The organism is bacterium 336/3, from assembly GCA_001281695.1.
Classification (GTDB): Bacteria; Bacteroidota; Bacteroidia; order Cytophagales; family Thermonemataceae; genus Raineya.
Map to the genome: position 1 here is coordinate 809,989 of LJIE01000001.1, position 20,131 is coordinate 830,119.

Consider the following 20,131-nt stretch of genomic DNA (forward strand, 5'->3'; position numbering starts at 1 on the left):
AAAGCCCTGTTGGGAATAGTTATGTTTGGCTTGTTTTCAAAACTTAAAATTGGTGCTAAAATTTCTGCTATTTTATTAGTAGTGGTATTGGTGTCTGTACTTTCTGAAAGCTTCTTTGCTTATCAGCAAAGTAAGAATACTATTGAAGCAGATAAATTACAATCTCTCAATCGTATTGCTGATACAGAAGTAAAAAAGCTCCAAACCTTTATGAACGATATTAATGCAGCTGTTCAAATAGGACAAGAGTTAAAAGCTATTAAAGACTTCTTAAAAGGTAATGCAAGTGGAGGTGATACAAAAAAAGATGAAGTTGGAACTTTGAATTTTGAAGAGGAAATAAAATTAGATACTCCTGATATAAAAACAGATACAAAACCTGATGATACAGCTAATAAGCAAATAAAGCCAATAGAAAAAATACAAGGTCAGCAAATAACTTTTGATGCAGAGCTTGATGATGTTGTTTCAAGAATCCAATATGTATATAAAATTAATAATGTTTATATTGTAGATAAAGATAAAAAAGTAAAATACATTTCTAGAGAGACACCTGAACAAACTAGAGGTGAAGAATTTAAACTTCCTGCTGTTGACCCTTCAGTTTTGGTAAGAGGTAGAGATACTATTTACTTCAGTAAGGTAACTCTACAACAATTGGGAAAAGAGAAAAGAATAGTGTTCTTGGTTGCAGCACCCATTCGGGATGAATTAGAAGGGACAGGAAGAGAGGTATTGGGGCAACTTATCTATGAAATAGATATGGCAAGGGTAGAGCAACTTATTGCTGATAAAGCTGGATTGGGTAGTACAGGACAAATTTGGTTATTACAAGATCAAGAAAAAAGATTTGTTTATTTGAATTCTTTTATCAATAAAAAACAAAAAATATCACCACTAGATAATGCTGGCAATAAGGATGACCCTAGTACTTCCAAAGTTGTTTTAAGATCTCTCAAAAAAGAACAAAAACACAGTGAAGCAATTGATGAAAATGACTACTTGGCTGTTTCTAGATTTGTTCCTGGTGTTGAATGGGGAGTAGTTGTGAAGAATGACAAAGCTGAGATTTATGCTCCTGCTGAAGCACTACTAAACCGATTTTTGATAGCAGGTCTTTTTGTAATTATAGCCTCTTTAATCATTGGTATATTATTTTCGCAACTTCTCACAAGACCTTTGAGTAGTCTTCAAAGAACTATTGATTCATTAGGTAGAGGCGAACTACCTCCTGTTTTAACTTCTGAATCACAAGATGAGATTGGCGAAATGACTAACCGAATTAACAGTTTGGTGGAAAACTTAAATAAAACTGCAAACTTTGCCCAAAATATTGGTAATCAGCGTTTTGATACAGAATTCACACCTGTTAGTAAAAATGACATTCTTGGAAACGCTTTAATTAACGCTCGTGACAGTTTGGTGGCTTCTGCTGAAGCAAACAGTAAAGAAAACTGGGTTGTAAGCCGACTGGCTGAAGTAGGTGATATCTTACGTTCAACCAACCAGTTAGATGAACTTGCAGACCAAGTATTAGCTTACGTAGTAAAAGAGTCTGGAGCAATTCAAGGAGCTTTTTATGTAATGAAAAAAGACGAAAAATCAGGGACAGACTTTCTTGAAATGATAGCCAGTTATGCCTACAACAAGAAAAAATACCTCAATGCAAAATTCAAATTTTATAAAAATAAATATGCAGAAGGTTTAGTAGGACAAGCTGCTATTGAGCAAGATATTATTCAAAGAACTGAAATACCTGATGAATATGCAACTATATCTTCTGGATTATTAGGAGATAAAAAACCTAAATGTTTGCTTATTACTCCACTAATCACTAACGACACAGAAGTATTTGGTGTAATTGAACTTGCAGCATTTGAAGAATTTGGAGATAGAGAAGTGGCTTTTATCAAGCGTATTAGTGAAATTACAGCCCGAACTATTTTCAACATTAACGTAAACGAAAACACTCGTAAACTTTTGGAAGAACAACAGAAACTTTCTCAAGAATTACAAGAAAACGAAGGTATTTTACGTAAAAGTGCTGAAGAATTAGAAAATAAAAACTTAGAAATTCAAAAAACCAATGAAGAGCTAGAAAGACAGTACCTTAATGTACAAAATGAGCAACGTAAAATTCAAGCTCTTTTGGAAAATGCATCTGAGGTAATCACAATTTACAACTCTGATGGTAAAATTCGATTCATCTCTCCATCAGTAACCAAAATCTTAGGTTATGAACCTGAAGAACTTATTGGAAAAACAGATATGGAGCATATTGAAGGGCAAGGAAAAGAAATATTCCAAAAAATGTTTGAAGACTTGTTGCAATTCCCTGATGAAAAAACTACACCAATTCAGTTCTCTTATAAAACTCAAGATGGAGATAGTATTTGGCTAGAAGCAACAGGTACAAACCTTTTAGATGACCCAGCAATTGAAGGTATTGTAATTAACACACGAGACATTACAGAAAGACGTAGAGCTGAACGAGAAGAAAGGATGCGTGGTCAGATGCAAGCGTTATCTGAAAATTCTGCCGACTTAATTCTTCGTATGAATCGTGAAGGTTTAGTTTATTATATTAACCCAACTATTGAAAGTTTAACAGGACATAATCCTCATAAATTCTTACAAAAGAGCATTGATGCTGAACTTGTGCCACAAAGTGTATTGAATAAGTGGTTTAAGCTGGTAGAAAAGTCGTTCCGATTAGGCGAAAAATCCAGTGACGTGGTTGAATTCGAAACTATTGAAGGTAAGAAAATTATGAGTGTGAATGCTATCCCTGAAAGAAATGAAGAGGGTGGTACAGAAACTTTCCTGTTAGTATCTCACGATATTACTGATAGAGAAGCCGATAAAGAGAGAATTGCTGTAGCTAATAAGAAAATTACAGACTCCATTAACTATGCTAAACGTATTCAGGGTTCTATCTTGCCAGACAGTACATGGATGCAAGCTGTATTCCCAGATTCATTTGTAATGTTTAAACCCAAAGATATTGTAAGTGGAGATTTTCCTTGGATGTTACGAACCGAAAAACATGTTTATATTGCTGTAGTGGACTGTACAGGACATGGAGTACCAGGTGCATTGATTTCTTTGATAGGATATTTCTTATTAAGTAATATATTTACTACAGAACAAAATCAAAACTTAACACCAGGTGAAGTTCTTGATTTGTTAGATGAAGCTGTTGTAAGAACTCTAAGACAAACAGAAGAAGATAGTGTAAGTAAAGATGGTATGGATGTTTCGTTATGTAAAATAGATATTACGAATCAAATTTTAGAATATTCTGGAGCTCACAGACCTTTATACTACATGGATATTCACAAACCTGAAATAGAAGAAGTTTTAGATGAGATAAAAGGCGATAAAATGCCAGTAGGTGGTGGACAATATAAAAATAGAGGAGCATTTGCAACACATAAACGTGAATACAAACAAGGTGACATGCTTTTGATGTTTTCTGACGGATTGCCAGATCAATTTGGTGGTCCTGATAACAGAAAATTCTCTCCAAAACGTATTCGTGATATCCTTAAAAATAATGTTAATACTCCTATGATGGGTGTGAATGATGCTATTGAAAATGAACTCAGAGTTTGGATGAAATTTGATGGTAGAGATTACGTAATTAAACAAACTGATGATATATTAGTAATTGGTATTAGATTTTAAGCAATATTTTAAGCAAAATTTTTTGTTTTGTGAAAAATAAGTATCTTACAGCAAAAAAATTATTAAATTTGAGTCGTCATTCCTAAAATGTCAAGAATATTATGAAATATGTTTATGATCTGCACAAAACAATGATTGCCAATAACCTGATTATTGTTTACGAAGGTGAATTTACTCAGGAAATTACAAAATCAGTTTTGGCAATGGCAGAACGAAATATGGACGCTATTGGGGAGTCTGCCAATGTAAAAAGGAAAGTCTTTAACGTAATGGTTGAATGTCTCCAAAACATTGTAAAACACGCAGAAGACCTTAACGAAAAAGATGATGATGGATTGAAGAATAATGCCATTTTTATGCTGGGCAAGCAAATCAATGAGTATATTGTTACCTCTGGAAATCCCGTACGCAACAACACTGTTGCTAAAATTCAATCTAAAATAGAGCAAATTAATGCTTTGGATAAAGATGGATTGAAAGACCTTTACAAAGAAATCATCAAAAATACAGAAATCTCTGATAAAGGTGGTGCAGGATTAGGGTTTGTAGATATGGCAAGAAAATCAGGTGAAAAACTTGGTTTTAGCTTTGAGCCTATCAACGATGAATACTCATTCTTTGCTTTAAGGGTTACAGTCCCAAGAGATAACTAAAAAAACGGTTAAAGTCATAGTAAAAATTTATAGATGTTATGGAAATTATTAATTTAGAAGGGCAAGAGGATACACCCAAAGTTGTTTTAGATAAAGATAATGGCATTTTTGAAATATCAGGACGTTCACTACCTGAAGATGTATCAACATTCTATTCACCAGTACTTAATTGGTTGGATAAGTATGCTGCTGCCCCCAACCCTGAAACTTCCTTCACTTTTAAGCTTGAATACTTCAATACAGCTTCTTCTAAACTTATCTTGGATATTCTTTCAAAATTAGAAGCGGTAGGTGGTGCAAAAGTTTTATGGTATTACCACGAAGATGATGAAGATATGGAAGAGGCTGGTAAAGAATTCTCTGATATTGTTGATGGTGTTCCATTCGATTTTAAAACATATTAATTTATTACAATTCAAATATTAACACCTTACACTTAAATTTATTTAGTCTGCTAAGCTATGAGTGAAGAAGTCTTAGATGCTCTAACCAAAGTTTTTGCCATTACTACTTTGCAAGATGGAGGCACATCACCAAAAGAGCAAAGTTTTGTGGAAGAGTATTTCCAAGAGGTACTCGCTCAAGATGCTATTGCAGGATATATTGCAAAGTATAAAGAGTATTACGAAAAACTTTGGGCTGATTTTGGAATCAGGGTTGCAGAAAACGAAAAAGAAATTCAGCCTGGTGAGGAAGAAGGTGCTCCAAAAAAAATTACTGATGAAGAAAGAGCTTTCCAAAAGTTTTCTGTAAAACTTGGAGGATTGTTCAGAAAAGAAATTGCACCAGAGAAAGAAAGTAAATTAGTATTAAGTCAAAAAATCCTCATTTTGGTAAGAATGTTGGAGCTATTAGCCTCCGATAATCGTATCACCAAAAGACGATTAGAAGTTGTTGAAACTTCAGCAGAGTATCTTGTTAAAGACAAAAAACTCTATAAAGTTACTAGTGACTTTGTATTCAAGACTGCTCAAGAACTGATAGGACAAGAAAATATCTTGACTGTAAGTTCTGTTTACATCCCTCGTACAGATACCATCAAGCATATTCAGGTTGAGCGTTTGGATGGAGAAATGATATTTCTCCGATTACCAGATGCTAATATGTATTTCGTGAAATATACAGGTAACGAAAACATTAAGCTCAACGACTTCTTGATGAAGCCTAATAAAATTTATCAGTTTACTTCTGGTAGTATCATCAGAACACAAGCTGGTAATGCTTTTTATTTCAGTGATATTATTGCAAACTTCACTTCAGGGCAACAAAGACAAAAACTTTCGTTCAATGCAGTTGAAATTGAATATAAGTTCAAAAATGGTAATTTAGGTTTGCGTGGTGTAACTGTTGCAGAAGGAGCAGGAAACCTCATTGGTATTATGGGGGCAAGTGGGGCAGGAAAAACCACCTTATTAAATGTATTAGCAGGATTAGAAAAACCATCTAAAGGACAAGTTCTACTAAATGGAATAGACATACATGGTGAAACTGGAGAAGCTCAAGGAGTAATTGGTTATGTGGCTCAAGATGATCTTCTTATAGAAGAGCTTACAGTTTATCAAAACTTATATTATAATACAAAACTTTGCTTTAAGAGTTTTTCTGAAAAAGAATTAGATGAAAGGGTCATGAAAACCCTTGAAGATTTAGGTTTGGCTCATATTAAGCACCTCAAAGTAGGAAATGTTTTGAATAAAACCATTAGTGGTGGTCAGAGAAAAAGATTAAATATTGCTTTGGAGCTTATTCGTGAGCCTGCAGTAATGTTTTTGGATGAACCTACTTCTGGATTATCTTCAAAAGACTCTGAAAATGTACTCGATTTGCTCAAAGAACTTTCTGCAAAAGGAAAGTTAATATTCGTGGTTATTCATCAGCCATCATCTGATATATTCAAGATGTTTAATAAACTAATTATCTTGGATACAGGTGGTTATCAGGCATTCTACGGTAATCCAGTGGATGCTGTAATGTACTTTAAAAAACAGGATAACCAACTAAAAGCAGATGAAGGACAATGCCCTAGCTGTGGTAACGTAAATCCTGAACAAATTTTTGACATCATTGAAGCTCGTACCATTGATGAACAAGGGAAATATACGAATCAGCGTAAGAAAACAGCTATCCAATGGAATGAACTATTTAATAAAAACTTTAGTGATAAAGTAAGGGCTGTTGAAGAACATAAAGAAAAACCACCTAAAGCTTTAGATCTACCTAATAAGATAAAACAAACTGTAATTTTTACAGTGAGAGATTTCTTAGCAAAAGCAGGAAATAGACAATATGTGGCTATCAACTTGTTGGAAGCACCTCTTTTAGCGTTTTTATTAGCTTTTATTATTCGTTTCGAAAATGACCCTCTCACAAGAGGTTATACATATCGTTATAATGACAATATGCCTGCATATATATTAATATGTGTGCTCGTAGCATTGTTTATGGGTCTTACTGTTAGTGCTGAGGAGATTATCAAAGACAGAAAAATTCAGAGAAGGGAATCTTTCCTGAATTTAAGTAGGCATAGTTATTTGTCTTCAAAGCTGATTATTCTATTTACCCTTTCTGCAATTCAAACACTTAGTTTTGTGGTTATTGGCAATGCAATATTAGAAATAAAATCTATGAACATGCTGTACTGGTTTGTATTATTTACAGTATCATGTTTTGCCAATATTTTAGGTTTAAATATTTCTGCAACATTCAACTCTGTTGTAACAATCTATATTACAATACCTTTGTTATTAATCCCTCAAATGATTTTGAGTGGTGTTATATTTAACTTCGATAAACTCAATCAGTTGGTGAGTGATAGAGGGCAAGTGCCTATATTAGCTGACTTGATGGTATCTCGGTGGGGGTTTGAAGCCATTGCTGTAGAGCAATACAAAAACAATTTATATCAAAAGCCTTATTTTGAGTTTGAAAAAGAAGAAAGTATTGCAGACTACCGTAGAAACTTTTGGGTAGATGCCATGAGAAATACGCTTACCAAGACAAATAATTTGTTCAATAATCAGTCTGATTCTGCAAAAAGAATAGTAAAGTCTAATTTAGACTTATTGGCAAATGAAGTAAGAAGAGAAAAACTAATAGATGCACAAACAGCGTATTCCAAAGCAAATAGACCCAAATTGTATCAATATGCCAATATTGCAGCAGATTTGGCAGTGGGACGATATACTCCAGAAACAGGAGAAAAGCTCAAAGGATATTTAGATTCTGTAAGTAATTATTATAGAGATAGATTTACTGCTGCAAATAAACTCAAAAATGATAATCAAGAATATAGGGAACAGCAGGTAAAAGGTTATAAATTAGATGTTTATAAAAATAAATACTTTAACGAAAGCCTTTCTGATCTTGTTCGAAATGCCAATATTCGAGATAAAGTTTTAGAATATAGAGGAGGATTTTTACAACAAATAGACCCAATATTCCAAGACCCATTATTACCTGCTAATGCATTAGACTATAGAACACAGTTTCTTGCTCCTAGCAAACATCTATTTGGCATACGTTTTGGCACTTACTATTTTAATATTGCAGTAATGTGGGCAATGTCAATTATATTGTATTTTACATTATACTATGAGACATTTAAAAAAGGCTTTAATATTTCTCTAACATCTTTGTTCTCAAAGAAAAATAAATCAAAGGTGAAAAAGTAAAAATATTATTATAATTTTATTACATTTGTCTAAAGAAAAATTCACTAAGTCGTTATATAAAAATATATTGGTTATGAAAAAAATACTTGCTACAGCAATTTTAAGTTTTTCTTTATATGCCTGTGGAGGTGATGCAGATGTGTCTGATGTAAAAAAAGATGACAGCACATCAAAACAATCCTCTAAAGCTGCTATTTCTCCTGAAGTAATTAAAAGTTTTGTTGACAAAATACCAAGCCCAATGGTTATTTCTTCACTTATCAAAGAAATGGATGTAGAGTATGACCAAGGTTTGTTGAATTCCATAGATAACGAATCGAAATATAATAATGATTATCGAAGAGCTCTTAACTTGGGTATTTATAGCACTGATTTAGGCTATGCAAATATTTATGAAAAAACACAAGATGCTACTAATTTACTTGTAGGAGTAAAAGATATGGCAGATGCTCTTTCTATTGGTCAGTATTTTGAATTCGAAAAAATTAAAGAATTAGCTAAAAGTAGTGATAAATTAGATGAGCTTTTGCGTGTAACAGAAGAAAACCTACAAGAAGTAAATAATCGCTTGCAATCCAATAATAGAAGTGATATGACTGTTTTGATTATCACAGGTGGTTGGGTAGAAGTAATGTACTTAGCATGTAATGTAGCAAAAAAGAAACGTAATAAAGATTTAGAAACAACTATTGCAGACCAAAAAATAGTATTGAAGCAACTAGTAGAATTATTAAACTATTATGATTCAACACCTAAAATGAAAGCTCTACATGATGAATTGGTTGAATTAGAAAAGATGTTTGCTGAAATCAAAATTACTCTTGTGAAAGGGGAAGACAAACAAGAAACAAAAAATGAAACAATGGTAGTAGAGCAAGGAGATAGAGAAGAAGCAGAAATGACACAAGAAAACCTTGATAAAATTACTGCAAAAATATCTACAATCAGAAACAAAATTGTAAATTAAGAAAGTTTCTAATTCAAATTTAAGAAAGGGTTTATGAAACGTAATAAAATATTTCTAATGCTTTTGAGTTTGGTAGTAAGTTATGGAGTAGTTGCTCAAAATACAAAAACAACTACCAATAATGTAAAAACTAACACAACTGTAGAATGTAATACAGGTGCTCAATTGAATAAGTGTGTAGAATCTCTAAAGCCTTTAGGATACAAGTTTCTGAAAAGTTATAAGTTGGAAGGTAAATCGTCTAAACCACTAGAATATGAATATACTTTAAGTAAAGGTATAACATACTTCATTTCTATGGTAAATTCAGATCCTTCAACTAAATTAAGAGTATCATTATATGATGTTGAAGGAAAGATGATAGCATCAAGTTATAATACTGATATTAAAAAGTATTTTCCTTCTGTACAAATGACAGTACAACGTACAGGGATTTATAAACTAAAATTTTCTCATGAAAGCCCTAAGGATTATTGTGGAGCAAGCGTATTAGGCTTTAAAAGATAATTTTTAATCTTAAACTTTATATTTATTAAATTATGAAAAAAATTGTTATTTCTGCATTGACTATAATATCTCTCACAGGATGCCCTGAACCAAGTGAAAAAAAGCCTAAAGAAGAAGGAAATGTAGATACAAATAAAGTAACAGACAAAAAAGATTTTAAAGTTAATTTTGATGTTATTAATTCAATGCCTGACCCTATCGAAATGGTGGACTTAATCAAAAGTATAGGTGTTGAATATGATAATAGTATTTTGAACAAACCTGCAAATACTGAAAAATATAATGCAGAACATAAAATGGCTCTGAATATAGGTATTTATAGTGTTGATTTAGGTTATGCCAATTTACATAATAAAACACAAGATGCAATTAATTTTTTGGATGCCACCAAAAAAATGGCAGAAGGTTTGAAAGTTTCTCAATATTTTGATTTTGAAGCAATTAAAAAAGTTACACAAGAGAAAAAAGATTTAAATGAATTACTTCTAGTAACTTTACAAGGTTTAGAAAAAATGAGACAAGGATTGGAAGATGAAAAAAGGTCTGAAACAGTAACATTAGTAGTAATAGGTGGATGGTTAGAATCTATTTATATTGCCGCTCAGGTTGCTGAAAAAGCTGATAAACAAGAGTTAAAAGAAAAAATTGCAGACCAAAAAGCCGTAATTACTTCATTAATTACAATGATTGAACCAAATAAATCTTCATCTAAACATATAGAGGAGCTTTATGCTGATTTAAAGAAAATAGAAGGGGCTTATCAGAATATAAGCGTAACACCAGTAGATGGAAAACCTTCTGAAGTAAAAATGACCAAAGAAGATTTTACAAAGCTCAATCAGGCTCTTAAAGACGTTCGTAATAAGATTGTTAGCTAAAAAAAGTATTGTATCAGAAAAAAATTAAAGAAGATGAAAAAAATTGTTATCCTCAGCGTGTTCTTGATGACTATTGCATCATTCGCTCAAGCTCAATGTGACGTAACTGAATTCACTAATAAGTGTGCGGATCGTTTGAAGCCATTAGGGTTCAAGTATCTTAAGAGTTATAAACTCGATTTCTTGAATGGTAGTAAAAAACAGATTATGTACTCTTATGTATTTAGTAATGGTACAAATTACATTGTTACATTGGCTAATAACCAAAAAGATAATAAAGGACTTTATGTTACTTTATTAGACTCTGAAAAAAGACCAGTAGCAAGTAGTTATGTAGAAAGAGATAAAAAATATCTTTCGGCTATTACAATTAAATGTTCTCGTACAGGAATTTACTACTTAGCTTATGAAGTAAAAGAAGGTAGAGAATTCTGTGGCTCAAGCGTAATAGGATTTAAAAGATAAGCAATGTATTTATAGTACATATAAAACGGAAGGATTTATATTCTTCCGTTTTATTTTTTAATAGGGTATAAAATAGGTTTACTTGGACAAGCATCCGCTTCTAAACTAATAATCTGTAAATTAAGTAGATAAATGTCATCTAAAATATAATCTTCCACATAAACTAATTCTGTGATAGTGGCATCAGTACGTATATTGTTTGGGTATTGCCAAAAAGCCTTATGCATAAGTAATTTTCCACCATCCACTTCTCTATCCACAGAAGGTAAATCTACTAAAAGATGCTTTACATTTCTTTTAGCCAATTCTTTTCCAATTTGGTATTCTAAATAAGGAGGATTCGTCTCATTATAATTTCTTGTTTTTTTACCTGTGAAATTTGGTAAAGTCCTAATGATAATTGCTTCTAAAGGTAAATCTGATGGAATTTTTGTAGCTATATCTTCCCAAAAAATAACAGAATCACCTTTTTGTTCTTTGGGTTCTATAGTTATTAAAAGAGCAAGTGCAAAAAAATCATGTAAATGCTGATTAATAGTAGCTCCATCTGCTGATATATGCCCATAACATTCTGTATGAGTGCCATTACCATGTGGAGTAAGTGTAATTTGCTGATAATTACAGCTACCACCTAAAACAACACTTCCAACAAAGCTACCTGAACGGATGGTTTCAAAAATAGGACTTTTAGCATAATAACAATTAGGATTATCTTGACCTTCTCTGATAGGAATAGAAATATCAATAGGTTTTTTTAAATCAAAAGTATAATTTTGATTGTTAAGCTCATAAGTAGCTGTAAGCATATATTTTTATATATAAATTGAGTTCAAATATAAACTAAAAATGGAAAAGGATAAAAATTCTATTTTAGAAGCTTTCGTTAAAACATTTATACAAAAATATAAAGCTGAGAGAGCTTTATGGGAACTTACACATCCATTAAAAAGGAATAATTTTACTAATAAACTTAATCATGGATGGGAAAATATATTTAAAATGTAATACCTATTGCAAGTGCCTAGAGAACAAGATGATGAAAAATCAATACAGAAATTATTAGGCTTTAAAAATACAGAAATTTGTTATATAATTTCTAACTATAATGATTATGATGATGGTTTCTTTGAATTTCAAGAAATATTCTCTGAATTATATTGGAGAGGATTTGCTTCTGTGATTTTGAACATTTCTGCTACAAAGTTTTTTCTTAAAACAGAACAAGTACAAGGAGCTCCACCTAAATTTATAGGAGTTTTATAAAAAAAGCGTAACATATGTTACGCTTTATATCTTATTCCCAAATAACTATTTCTTTGCTACCAGCCGATTTCTCAAGAAGTTTAGTATATCTGTCTTCCAATATATTTCTCTTAATTTTGAGAGTAGGTGTTAAAATGCCATTATCCACAGTCCAAGCATCTTTAGTAACAATAATTTTATCTATTTTAGCATAATTAGCAAGTCCAGCATTTACTTCTTTACATATTTCTTGAAGGTTTGCATTTACTTCAGCTTTAGAGGCTTTTAATCCTAACTCTGAAAGTACAACCAAAGCGACAGGTTGGTCTAAGGTACGTCCTGTTACACAAATTTGTTCTATAAAATGACTGGTTGCAAAACCCCATTCAATAGGAGCGGGTACAATAAACTCTCCTTTGGTCGTTTTAAAAGTATCTTTTACACGTCCTGTGATTTTTAAAAATCCTTGACTATCAAGCTCTCCCATATCGCCAGTATGTAACCAGCCTTCTGGATCTAATACTTCGTTTGTTTTTTGAGGGTCTTTATAATAGCCTTTCATAATCCAAGGAGATCTCATCTGTATTTCTCCATTATCAGGATCTATTCGTACTTCTACACCAGGAAAAGATTGTCCTACTGTTCCTATTTTCATATTATGTTCTCGCATAATACTTCCCGCTGCATGGTTTTCAGTCATACCGTATACCTCTTGTATTCTAACACCCAGTTTATGAAACCAACTTAACATAGAAGCAGGCATAGGAGCAGCACCTGTTACAACCAAACGCCCTTGTGATAAACCCAAACCTTCTTTTATTTTTTTCTTTACAAGACTTGAAATAATAGGGATGCTAAGTAATAGATTCAACTTTTTCTGAGGCATTTTAGAGAGAATACCCATCTGGAATTTTGTCCAAATACGAGGAACAGCCAAGAAATGTGTAGGCTGAGTATCTTTCAGATTTTGAGCAAATGTATCAAGAGATTCAACAAAAGAAACTGTCCCTCCACATTGTATACTAAATATTTCAGTAAAACAACGTTCAGCAATATGAGATAAAGGTAAATACGAAAAAAACCTATTATCATCATGATTAAGTTGCATAAACTCTAAATTTACTTCTGTAGCCATGGCTGTTGCAAAGTATGTTAGCATGGCTCCTTTCGGCATTCCTGTTGTTCCAGATGTATAAATAACAGTGAAAATATCATCTATATTGGGCTTAGTATTTTCTTGGAGTGGGGTAATATCTTCCAAAACAGTTTCCCATTGTGGAAGTTCTTTAGCTGGGCTATCTGGTAATGCTAAAGTTTTTACAGAAGAGGGGATACCTCCTTTCATACCATTCCAATCATCCAATTTACCCACTAAAAGTAATTGACAATCACTATGAGTTAATACCTGATTGATTTGTTCTGCATTAAGAGTAGGGAAAAAAGGTACAGAAACACAATCAGCCATCATAATAGCCAAATCACTAATCATCCAAAAACTATGATTTTTGGAAACCAATCCAATATGAGTTCTTGGCGGAAAATTTTGGCGAATCCATGCAGCTAATTTTCTTGCTTGTACACCAACTTCTGCAAAAGTATAATCTTTCCATGTTTTACCATAAGGTTGTCTTAGAAAAACCTTATTAGGAGTGGTTTTCTCCCAATGATAGAACTTTTCTATCAAGGTTTTGAGAGAAGATTTCTCTGGAAATTTTGTAGGAAATGAAAATGTTTTGTATTGTTTTTGGGTAGAATTGAGGGTAACAGACATAGCAGTGATGATTTTAAATAAGCAATATAATTAAAATAATATGATTTACTTAGAAAAGTTCTAAAATTATTAGAAACATTGAAGATACTATATTTTCAGTTTTTATCAAACTTTTGAGCTATTTTTTCTGTATATTGCGACAATTTTGAAGAAAATACAAGATAATTCATGAAACCAGCTAAACCAACAACACCTAAAGGAACACGTGACTATACACCTTCTATGATGCTCAAACGCAATTTTATTATTGGGCATATCAAAGAAGTTTTTGAAAAATATGGATTCATGCCACTCGAAACACCTGCAATGGAAAATCTTTCTGTTTTGATGGGTAAATATGGCGAAGAAGGTGACCAACTTTTATATAAAATTTTAAATCAAGCAGATTTTTTGAGTAAAGTAGAAACCTCTGATATTGAAAAAGGTTCAAAACATTTAGCTTTGAAAATATCTGAGAAAGGCTTACGCTATGATTTAACAGTACCTTTTGCTCGTTTTGTGGTGATGAATCAAAACGATTTAGCTTTTCCGTTTAAACGCTATCAGATACAACCTGTTTGGCGTGGTGATGCTCCCCAGAAAGGGCGTTACAGAGAGTTTTATCAGTGTGATGCTGATGTAGTAGGAACTGAATCCTTGATTTGTGAAGCAGAGATTATCCTGATGATGCATGAAGTCTTAGGCAATCGCCTGAAAATTAAAGATTATGCCATCAAGATGAACAATCGAAAAATTTTGGCAGGAATCGCTGAAACAGTAGGAGCAGAAGGAAAAGAAGCAGAGTTGTGTGTGGCTATTGATAAACTTGATAAAATTGGTAAGGAAAAAGTCTTAAATGAATTAAAAGAAAGAGGTTTTACAGAAACAAATTTAGAGAAACTGCTTCCTATATTCAGTCTGCCAACTGATAATCGAGAAAAAATAGCTTTCTTAGAGAAGTTTTTAGAAAACTCAAATATTGGAAAACAAGGGATAGAGGAGGTAAATAAGGTTTTAAAATATTTGAATTCTTTTTCAAGCACTTTGAAATTTGAAGTAGATATAGATATAACTCTTGCCAGAGGGCTTTCATATTATACAGGAGCTATTTTTGAAGTAAAAGTGAAAAACTCTGCTATTGGGAGTATCAGTGGTGGTGGACGTTATGATAATCTTACAGGTACATTTGGTTTGGAAGGTGTAGCTGGTGTCGGCTTTTCTTTCGGTCTGGATAGAATCTATGATGTGATGGAAGAACAGAATCTGTTTCCAAGCCAAACACAAAGTACTACTAAAGTAATGTTGAGTAATTTTGATAATGAAGCTGAAGCCTATTCTTTACCAATTCTGAAGCGATTAAGAGATATAGGCATCAAAGCTGAGATTTATCCACAAAGTACCAAACTGGATAAGCAACTTAAATATGCAAACAAAAAACAAATTCCTTTTGTAGTTTTGATAGGCTCAGAGGAGATGAGTAGTGGTATATTTACGCTTAAAAATATGCAAGAAGGTACTCAACAAAAGTTAAACATTGAAGAAATCATAAATCAATTGGCTATTTAATCATTATTTATAATGCAATTTAATAAAAACACAGATGGGCTGATTCCTGTTATTATTCAAGATAATAATACACAAAAAGTATTGATGCTTGGATATATGAATGAAGAAGCTTTTGAAAAAACACAAAAGGAACAAGTTGTAACTTTTTACAGTCGTACCAAACAACGCCTTTGGACAAAAGGAGAAACTTCAGGTAATTTTTTGAAAGTAAAAGATATAAAAATTGATTGTGACAAAGATACTATACTCATCAAGGCAGAGCCTCTAGGTGTGGTTTGTCACACAGGAGCAGATACTTGTTTTGAAGAAGAAAACAAGGATAATCTGTTTTTTATCAATCATTTACGCAAAGTAATACAAGAACGTAAAAACCAAATACCTGAAACTTCTTATACGGCTTCTTTATTTGCAAAAGGGATTAATAAAATAGCTCAAAAAGTAGGAGAAGAAGCAATAGAACTCGTAATAGAAGCTAAAGACAACAATCAAGATTTGTTTTTAGGAGAAGCAGCTGATTTGTTATTTCACTATTTGGTGCTTTTAGAAGCTAAAAATATATCATTGAATCAAGTGATAGAAGTTTTGGAGAAAAGACATAAAAAATAAGTCTATGGAACTGAAAGATGTTTTGCTTGCTCCTGTATTTTTAGCCATATTGTATTTATGGGCATACTTAAGGCAAGCAAAACAAACCAATCCACTTACAAAAAGGTACTATTTTATGGCTCTGCATCTAAGAATGTTTGGAGCTTTAGCACTAGGATTGATATATCAGTTTTATTATCAAGGAGGAGATACCTATAACTTTTTTCATGATAGTCAAATCATCTGGTCTGTTCTATTAGATAAACCTGATATTGGCATACAAATACTCACAGATACACCGGATACTCTAAACCCAGCTACGCAAGCTTATACAAATTACATGTATTTTTATCCTGATAGAAGTACCATGATCATTGTAAAGGCTTCTACATTGTTGGGAGTAATTTCTTATCACACTTATTTGGCAAACTCTTTTTGTTTGGCATTCTTTAGTTTTTCAGGTCTTTGGGCAATGTATAAAGCTTTTGTAGATATTTATCCAATGCTTTACAAACGTTATGCTTTTGCTTGTTTTATGATGCCATCAGCATTTTTTTGGGGTTCGGGTTTGATGAAAGATACCTTAATTATAGGAGCCTTGGGTTGGGTTTTTCATAGTTTTTATTTTGGAGTAATTAAAAGAAAAAATTTAACCAAAAATATATTGATTCTGATAGCTTCCTTGTGGTTGATGCAAGCTGTAAAAATTTATATAGCCATGTGTTTTTTGCCTTCTGCTGCAGTATGGATATTTTTACAATACAGATCAAGTATGAAAATGGCTTTGGCAAGAGCATTGATGTTACCTTTAGTTTTACTGATAGCCTTACCAATAGGATTATACTCTGTAAGTAAATTAACAGAAGGCACAAGATTTTCATTTGAAGAGATAGGGGCAACTACCAAAACAAATACAGAGTGGAATGCAGTATCTGGAAATGCATCTTACTCTTTGGGAGAATATGATGGAACTATAACAAGTGTGGTTACAAAATTTCCTGCTGCTATTTTTGTTTCTTTATTTCAACCATTTATTTGGCAAGCCCGAAATGTAGTAATGCTGTTGGCTGCCTTACAGGCTTCATTTATTATCTTTCTGACTATCCAAACTTTCTTAAAATCAGGATTTAAGTTTTTTTCAATCATAATTAATCATCCATTTTTAGCTTTTTGCCTTTGTTTTACATTGGTATTGGCTTTTGGCACAGGTGTTGGAAGTGGAAATTATGGCTCATTAGACCGTTACCGAATTCCTTTTATTCCTTTCTATATTTCTATGATGTACACCATTCAGTATTATGTAAAAAAACCTAAGAAATTGCCACGATTTGCTTGAACTGAATAACGTTCAATGATGGTTTTTCGAGCATTTTTACCTAAATCAGCCCTCAAAGCATTGTTTTTTAATAGAAACTCTAAAGTTTCAAGCCATTCTTGCTCTGTTTGAGCTAAAAAACCATTCTTACCATGTTCTACGATTTCTGTATTTACCCCTACAGGCGATATAACAGGTACAACTTCCATTGACATATATTGAAGTGCTTTGAATCCACATTTTCCTTTTGCCCATGGATCATCCTCTAAGGGCATCACACCTATATCCATCTGAGCCAAATCTGCTATTTCAGTAGCCTTATTCCAAGGGATATAGAGTAAGTTGTCCAATTGAAAATCAGGTTGTTTGTCTGAAATAACCAAAAAAGTAAAATCAAATTTTTTAGATAAATTTTCAATAATGGGAATTAAAAAATACAAATATTGAATAGTGGAATGTGTGCCTGTCCAGCCGATAATAGGTTTAATATGTTTTTTAGATGAAACTAGAGCAGGGTTATGCCAGTTTTCAGTATCAATGGTTGTAGGATTGATAATTACATTTGAATTGTATTTTTTTGCATAATCAGCTAAAAAATTATTACCAGCAGAAATTTTATAAGCCCACTTGCATATCAAGGCTGTTTTTTCATGAAATTTTATTTTTGCCACTATTTTATTTTGCTCAGATGTATTGGGTAGCCAAATAGCATCATCAAAATCAAAAATGACTTTTTTTCTAAATATTTTGGCAATACACCATTCCACCCAAGGCAATCCAATGGGAGTAGCCTCTCGATGTATAAATATGAAATCGTATTTCCAGACGGAAAAAAGTAAAATAAATCGCTTCCAAAATCCGTTTACAATACCTACAACTTTTTGCATAAAATGTTTGTCTTTATACAAGATGCTCCATGTCTTTTGACTAAGAAAAGATTTTAGAACAATATAAAAGCCTTGTGTTTGTAGAAAATCTAAATATTGTTCAAATCTAAATCTTTGTGAGCCAGCCGTTGCATGAGGATAAGGGAATAAAAATAATATTTTTTTCATGTGCTTTTTCACCACTAAATATTTTATGCTTATGAAGTTTTTTTTCTGCAATTTAATTTTTTTGTTAGTTATTCACGCAAATTTTGCTCAATCTATACAAGGAAAACTATTAGATGCCAATACTAAAGAGACTATTGTTGGAGCAAATGTATTTATAGCTAATACTTCTGTGGGTACGGTCAGTAACGAAAAAGGAGAGTTTCTAATTCCAAAAAGCCCACAAAAAAATATAGATTTGATTTTTTCTATGACTGGCTATGAAACTTTAGCCATTCCAATCTTATTAGATACACTTGGCAATAAACCTTTAACTGTTCTTTTAAAAGAAAAAGTAGATAAAATAGAAGGTATTGTAGTCAAAGATAAAAACCCTAATTGGCAAACCAATTATAATATTTTTAAGCTACATTTTTTGGGAGAAACAGAAAATGCAAAGAATTGTATTATCAAAAATCCTGAAATCCTCAATCTGCAATTTCAGAAAAGAGTTTTTAAGGCTTCAGCAGATGATATGTTAATAATTGAGAATAAAAACTTAGGATATATCATCAAATACAAACTATCTGGTTTTGTTGTAGATTTTGACAAGGGGTACTTTGTGATTTTGGGTTATCCTTTATTTGAACTGATGAAAGGTACAAAAAGTCAAGAAAAAAGATGGAAAAAAAGACGCCTACAAACTTATTTGGGTTCTTCTTTACATCTGATGCGTAGTATGTATCAGAATAACTGGGAAGAACAAAGATTTACTTTGAGAAGGTTAGAAAGAAAACCTAATCCTGAACGCTTGCCTGATAGTTTGATTAGAGCTAAAATAAAAAAGTTTTTAAAAGAAAATAAGCAAGACAGTGTTAGATATTGGATAAAACAACAAAAAATACCATCCATTATACAGTTTTTACATTCCAATCCTTTAAAACCTGCTGATAGTTTGGTGACAAATGCCGATAACAAACTAAAAAAACTTACTTTTTCTGATAATATTCAAATTAATTATTTTCCTAAAGGTAATTCTGAAAAAATGCAAACTTCTATCATTACGTTCTTCAAACCTTTTGTATTTTTGCAAGAAGATGGTTACGTAATTGAAGCCTTAGACTTAATTTATGAAGGATATATGCCTCTCAAAAAAGTAGCCGATTTGTTGCCGTTAGATTATCAAGAAGGTCAATGACAGATATTTATTATAGTATAGAAAATCCCACAGAAGGAGTTTATAAAGAAAAAGGTAGTAAATTTTTAGCATTTGCCTACCCTATAGAAACAGAAGAAGAAATTAAAAATGCTTTAAATGTTTTAAAGAAAGAATATTTTGATGCGACTCATCATTGTTATGCATATATTTTAGGAGCTAATCAGGAAAAATGGAGAGCTAATGATGATGGTGAGCCTAATCACTCAGCAGGTACACCTATTTTAAATCAGATTAAAGCAAAAGGAGTAAGTGATGTTTTGGTAGTAGTTGTACGTTATTATGGAGGAACAAAATTGGGTGTTAGTGGATTGATTCAAGCTTATAAAACATCAACATTGCTAGCTTTGGAAGAAACAAAATTAATAGAAAAGGTTTTGACAGTCCAAATACAAATAACTTATAACTATCCAGAAACCAGCGAAGTAATGAGTGTAGTCAATAAACTTGGCTTAAAAATTATCAGTCAAAATTTTGATTTATTTTGCCATGCTACACTAAGTTGTAAACAAAGTATGCTCTCTCAGGTACAAGAAGCTCTTAGTAGTTGGATAAAAACATAATAATTCAAATCTTTTTCAGGGTGTTACTTCTTTTT

17 protein-coding genes are annotated in these 20,131 nt (G+C 32.1%); 14 read left to right on the top strand and 3 right to left on the bottom strand.

The annotated features are described in order from the left end of the window. Positions 1-30 precede the first annotated feature (30 nt). The 8 genes from AD998_03820 (at position 31) to AD998_03855 (ending at position 10,828) form a co-directional block, all read left to right on the top strand. Complete coding sequence (locus tag AD998_03820) at positions 31-3,687, top strand: hypothetical protein (GenBank protein KOY88042.1); 3,657 nt, start codon at positions 31-33, stop codon at positions 3,685-3,687. A gap of 101 nt (positions 3,688-3,788) precedes the next feature. Continuing rightward, entirely contained in the window at positions 3,789-4,340 is a 552-nt protein-coding gene (locus AD998_03825) for a hypothetical protein (protein ID KOY85394.1), read from the top strand. Positions 4,341-4,378: 38 nt separating this feature from the next. Then, positions 4,379-4,744 (top strand): nuclear pore complex subunit, encoded by a 366-nt coding sequence (locus tag AD998_03830; protein ID KOY85395.1) that lies wholly within the window; start codon positions 4,379-4,381, stop codon positions 4,742-4,744. A gap of 57 nt (positions 4,745-4,801) precedes the next feature. Continuing rightward, positions 4,802-8,011 carry an ABC transporter gene (locus AD998_03835; protein ID KOY85396.1) on the top strand — a complete coding sequence of 1,070 codons (3,210 nt, stop codon included), beginning with the start codon at positions 4,802-4,804 and terminating at the stop codon, positions 8,009-8,011. A 73-nt stretch (positions 8,012-8,084) separates the two neighbouring features. Further along, positions 8,085-8,978: a hypothetical protein gene (locus AD998_03840; protein KOY85397.1), complete on the top strand. Its 894-nt coding sequence runs from the start codon at positions 8,085-8,087 to the stop codon at positions 8,976-8,978. Positions 8,979-9,011: 33 nt separating this feature from the next. Next, on the top strand, positions 9,012-9,485 hold the full coding sequence (locus tag AD998_03845) for a hypothetical protein (protein KOY85398.1): 474 nt from the start codon (positions 9,012-9,014) through the stop codon (positions 9,483-9,485). Positions 9,486-9,517: 32 nt separating this feature from the next. Then, positions 9,518-10,363 carry a hypothetical protein gene (locus AD998_03850; GenBank protein ID KOY85399.1) on the top strand — a complete coding sequence of 282 codons (846 nt, stop codon included), beginning with the start codon at positions 9,518-9,520 and terminating at the stop codon, positions 10,361-10,363. 33 nt (positions 10,364-10,396) lie between these two features. Next, on the top strand, positions 10,397-10,828 hold the full coding sequence (locus tag AD998_03855) for a hypothetical protein (GenBank protein ID KOY85400.1): 432 nt from the start codon (positions 10,397-10,399) through the stop codon (positions 10,826-10,828). A gap of 50 nt (positions 10,829-10,878) precedes the next feature. On the opposite strand, the gene AD998_03860 is transcribed toward AD998_03855, so the two are convergent. Continuing rightward, positions 10,879-11,634 carry a metal-dependent hydrolase gene (locus AD998_03860; GenBank protein ID KOY85401.1) on the bottom strand — a complete coding sequence of 252 codons (756 nt, stop codon included), beginning with the start codon at positions 11,632-11,634 and terminating at the stop codon, positions 10,879-10,881. Between the two features lie 205 nt (positions 11,635-11,839). Here AD998_03860 and AD998_03865 point away from each other — a divergent pair, with 205 nt between their 5' ends. Continuing rightward, positions 11,840-12,091 carry a hypothetical protein gene (locus AD998_03865; GenBank protein KOY85402.1) on the top strand — a complete coding sequence of 84 codons (252 nt, stop codon included), beginning with the start codon at positions 11,840-11,842 and terminating at the stop codon, positions 12,089-12,091. Positions 12,092-12,122: 31 nt separating this feature from the next. Here the strand turns inward: AD998_03865 and AD998_03870 are convergent, their stop codons facing one another. Beyond that, the gene (locus AD998_03870; protein ID KOY88043.1) at positions 12,123-13,754 is read right to left on the bottom strand and encodes an AMP-dependent synthetase; all 1,632 of its coding nucleotides are present in this window, start codon (positions 13,752-13,754) and stop codon (positions 12,123-12,125) included. 255 nt (positions 13,755-14,009) lie between these two features. On the opposite strand from AD998_03870, the gene AD998_03875 reads away from it, so the two are divergent. The 3 genes from AD998_03875 to AD998_03885 are packed head-to-tail and all read left to right on the top strand — an operon-like array spanning position 14,010 to position 17,307. Next, a complete protein-coding gene (locus tag AD998_03875) occupies positions 14,010-15,386 on the top strand; it encodes a histidyl-tRNA synthase (GenBank protein ID KOY85403.1) in 1,377 nt (458 codons plus the stop codon). 12 nt (positions 15,387-15,398) lie between these two features. Beyond that, on the top strand, positions 15,399-15,992 hold the full coding sequence (locus AD998_03880) for a phosphoribosyl-ATP pyrophosphatase (GenBank protein KOY85404.1): 594 nt from the start codon (positions 15,399-15,401) through the stop codon (positions 15,990-15,992). A 4-nt stretch (positions 15,993-15,996) separates the two neighbouring features. Continuing rightward, on the top strand, positions 15,997-17,307 hold the full coding sequence (locus AD998_03885; GenBank protein ID KOY85405.1) for a hypothetical protein: 1,311 nt from the start codon (positions 15,997-15,999) through the stop codon (positions 17,305-17,307). On the opposite strand, the gene AD998_03890 is transcribed toward AD998_03885, so the two are convergent. Beyond that, positions 17,268-18,341, bottom strand: coding sequence for a group 1 glycosyl transferase (locus AD998_03890; GenBank protein ID KOY85406.1), 1,074 nt, complete (start codon positions 18,339-18,341; stop codon positions 17,268-17,270). The two genes, AD998_03885 and AD998_03890, sit on opposite strands and share 40 nt — an antisense overlap. Between AD998_03890 and AD998_03895 the strand changes: the two genes are divergently transcribed. Beyond that, positions 18,340-19,515, top strand: coding sequence for a hypothetical protein (locus tag AD998_03895; GenBank protein KOY85407.1), 1,176 nt, complete (start codon positions 18,340-18,342; stop codon positions 19,513-19,515). The genes AD998_03890 and AD998_03895 overlap by 2 nt on opposite strands. Next, positions 19,512-20,096, top strand: coding sequence for a hypothetical protein (locus AD998_03900; GenBank protein KOY85408.1), 585 nt, complete (start codon positions 19,512-19,514; stop codon positions 20,094-20,096). The genes AD998_03895 and AD998_03900 overlap by 4 nt, the downstream gene beginning before the upstream one ends. The last annotated feature ends 35 nt before the right edge of the window (positions 20,097-20,131 follow it).

Excerpts from the sequence above, each read along its gene's own strand:
- AD998_03890 (KOY85406.1), bottom strand. The coding sequence starts at position 18,341 with ATGAAAAAAATATTATTTTTATTCCCTTATCCTCATGCAACGGCTGGC.
- AD998_03840 (KOY85397.1), top strand. The coding sequence starts at position 8,085 with ATGAAAAAAATACTTGCTACAGCAATTTTAAGTTTTTCTTTATATGCC.
- AD998_03845 (KOY85398.1), top strand. The coding sequence starts at position 9,012 with ATGAAACGTAATAAAATATTTCTAATGCTTTTGAGTTTGGTAGTAAGT.
- AD998_03830 (KOY85395.1), top strand. The coding sequence starts at position 4,379 with ATGGAAATTATTAATTTAGAAGGGCAAGAGGATACACCCAAAGTTGTT.
- AD998_03880 (KOY85404.1), top strand. The coding sequence starts at position 15,399 with ATGCAATTTAATAAAAACACAGATGGGCTGATTCCTGTTATTATTCAA.
- AD998_03895 (KOY85407.1), top strand. The coding sequence starts at position 18,340 with ATGTGCTTTTTCACCACTAAATATTTTATGCTTATGAAGTTTTTTTTC.
- AD998_03900 (KOY85408.1), top strand. The coding sequence starts at position 19,512 with ATGACAGATATTTATTATAGTATAGAAAATCCCACAGAAGGAGTTTAT.
- AD998_03850 (KOY85399.1), top strand. The coding sequence starts at position 9,518 with ATGAAAAAAATTGTTATTTCTGCATTGACTATAATATCTCTCACAGGA.
- AD998_03860 (KOY85401.1), bottom strand. The coding sequence starts at position 11,634 with ATGCTTACAGCTACTTATGAGCTTAACAATCAAAATTATACTTTTGAT.
- AD998_03855 (KOY85400.1), top strand. The coding sequence starts at position 10,397 with ATGAAAAAAATTGTTATCCTCAGCGTGTTCTTGATGACTATTGCATCA.
- AD998_03885 (KOY85405.1), top strand. The coding sequence starts at position 15,997 with ATGGAACTGAAAGATGTTTTGCTTGCTCCTGTATTTTTAGCCATATTG.
- AD998_03825 (KOY85394.1), top strand. The coding sequence starts at position 3,789 with ATGAAATATGTTTATGATCTGCACAAAACAATGATTGCCAATAACCTG.
- AD998_03875 (KOY85403.1), top strand. The coding sequence starts at position 14,010 with ATGAAACCAGCTAAACCAACAACACCTAAAGGAACACGTGACTATACA.
- AD998_03835 (KOY85396.1), top strand. The coding sequence starts at position 4,802 with ATGAGTGAAGAAGTCTTAGATGCTCTAACCAAAGTTTTTGCCATTACT.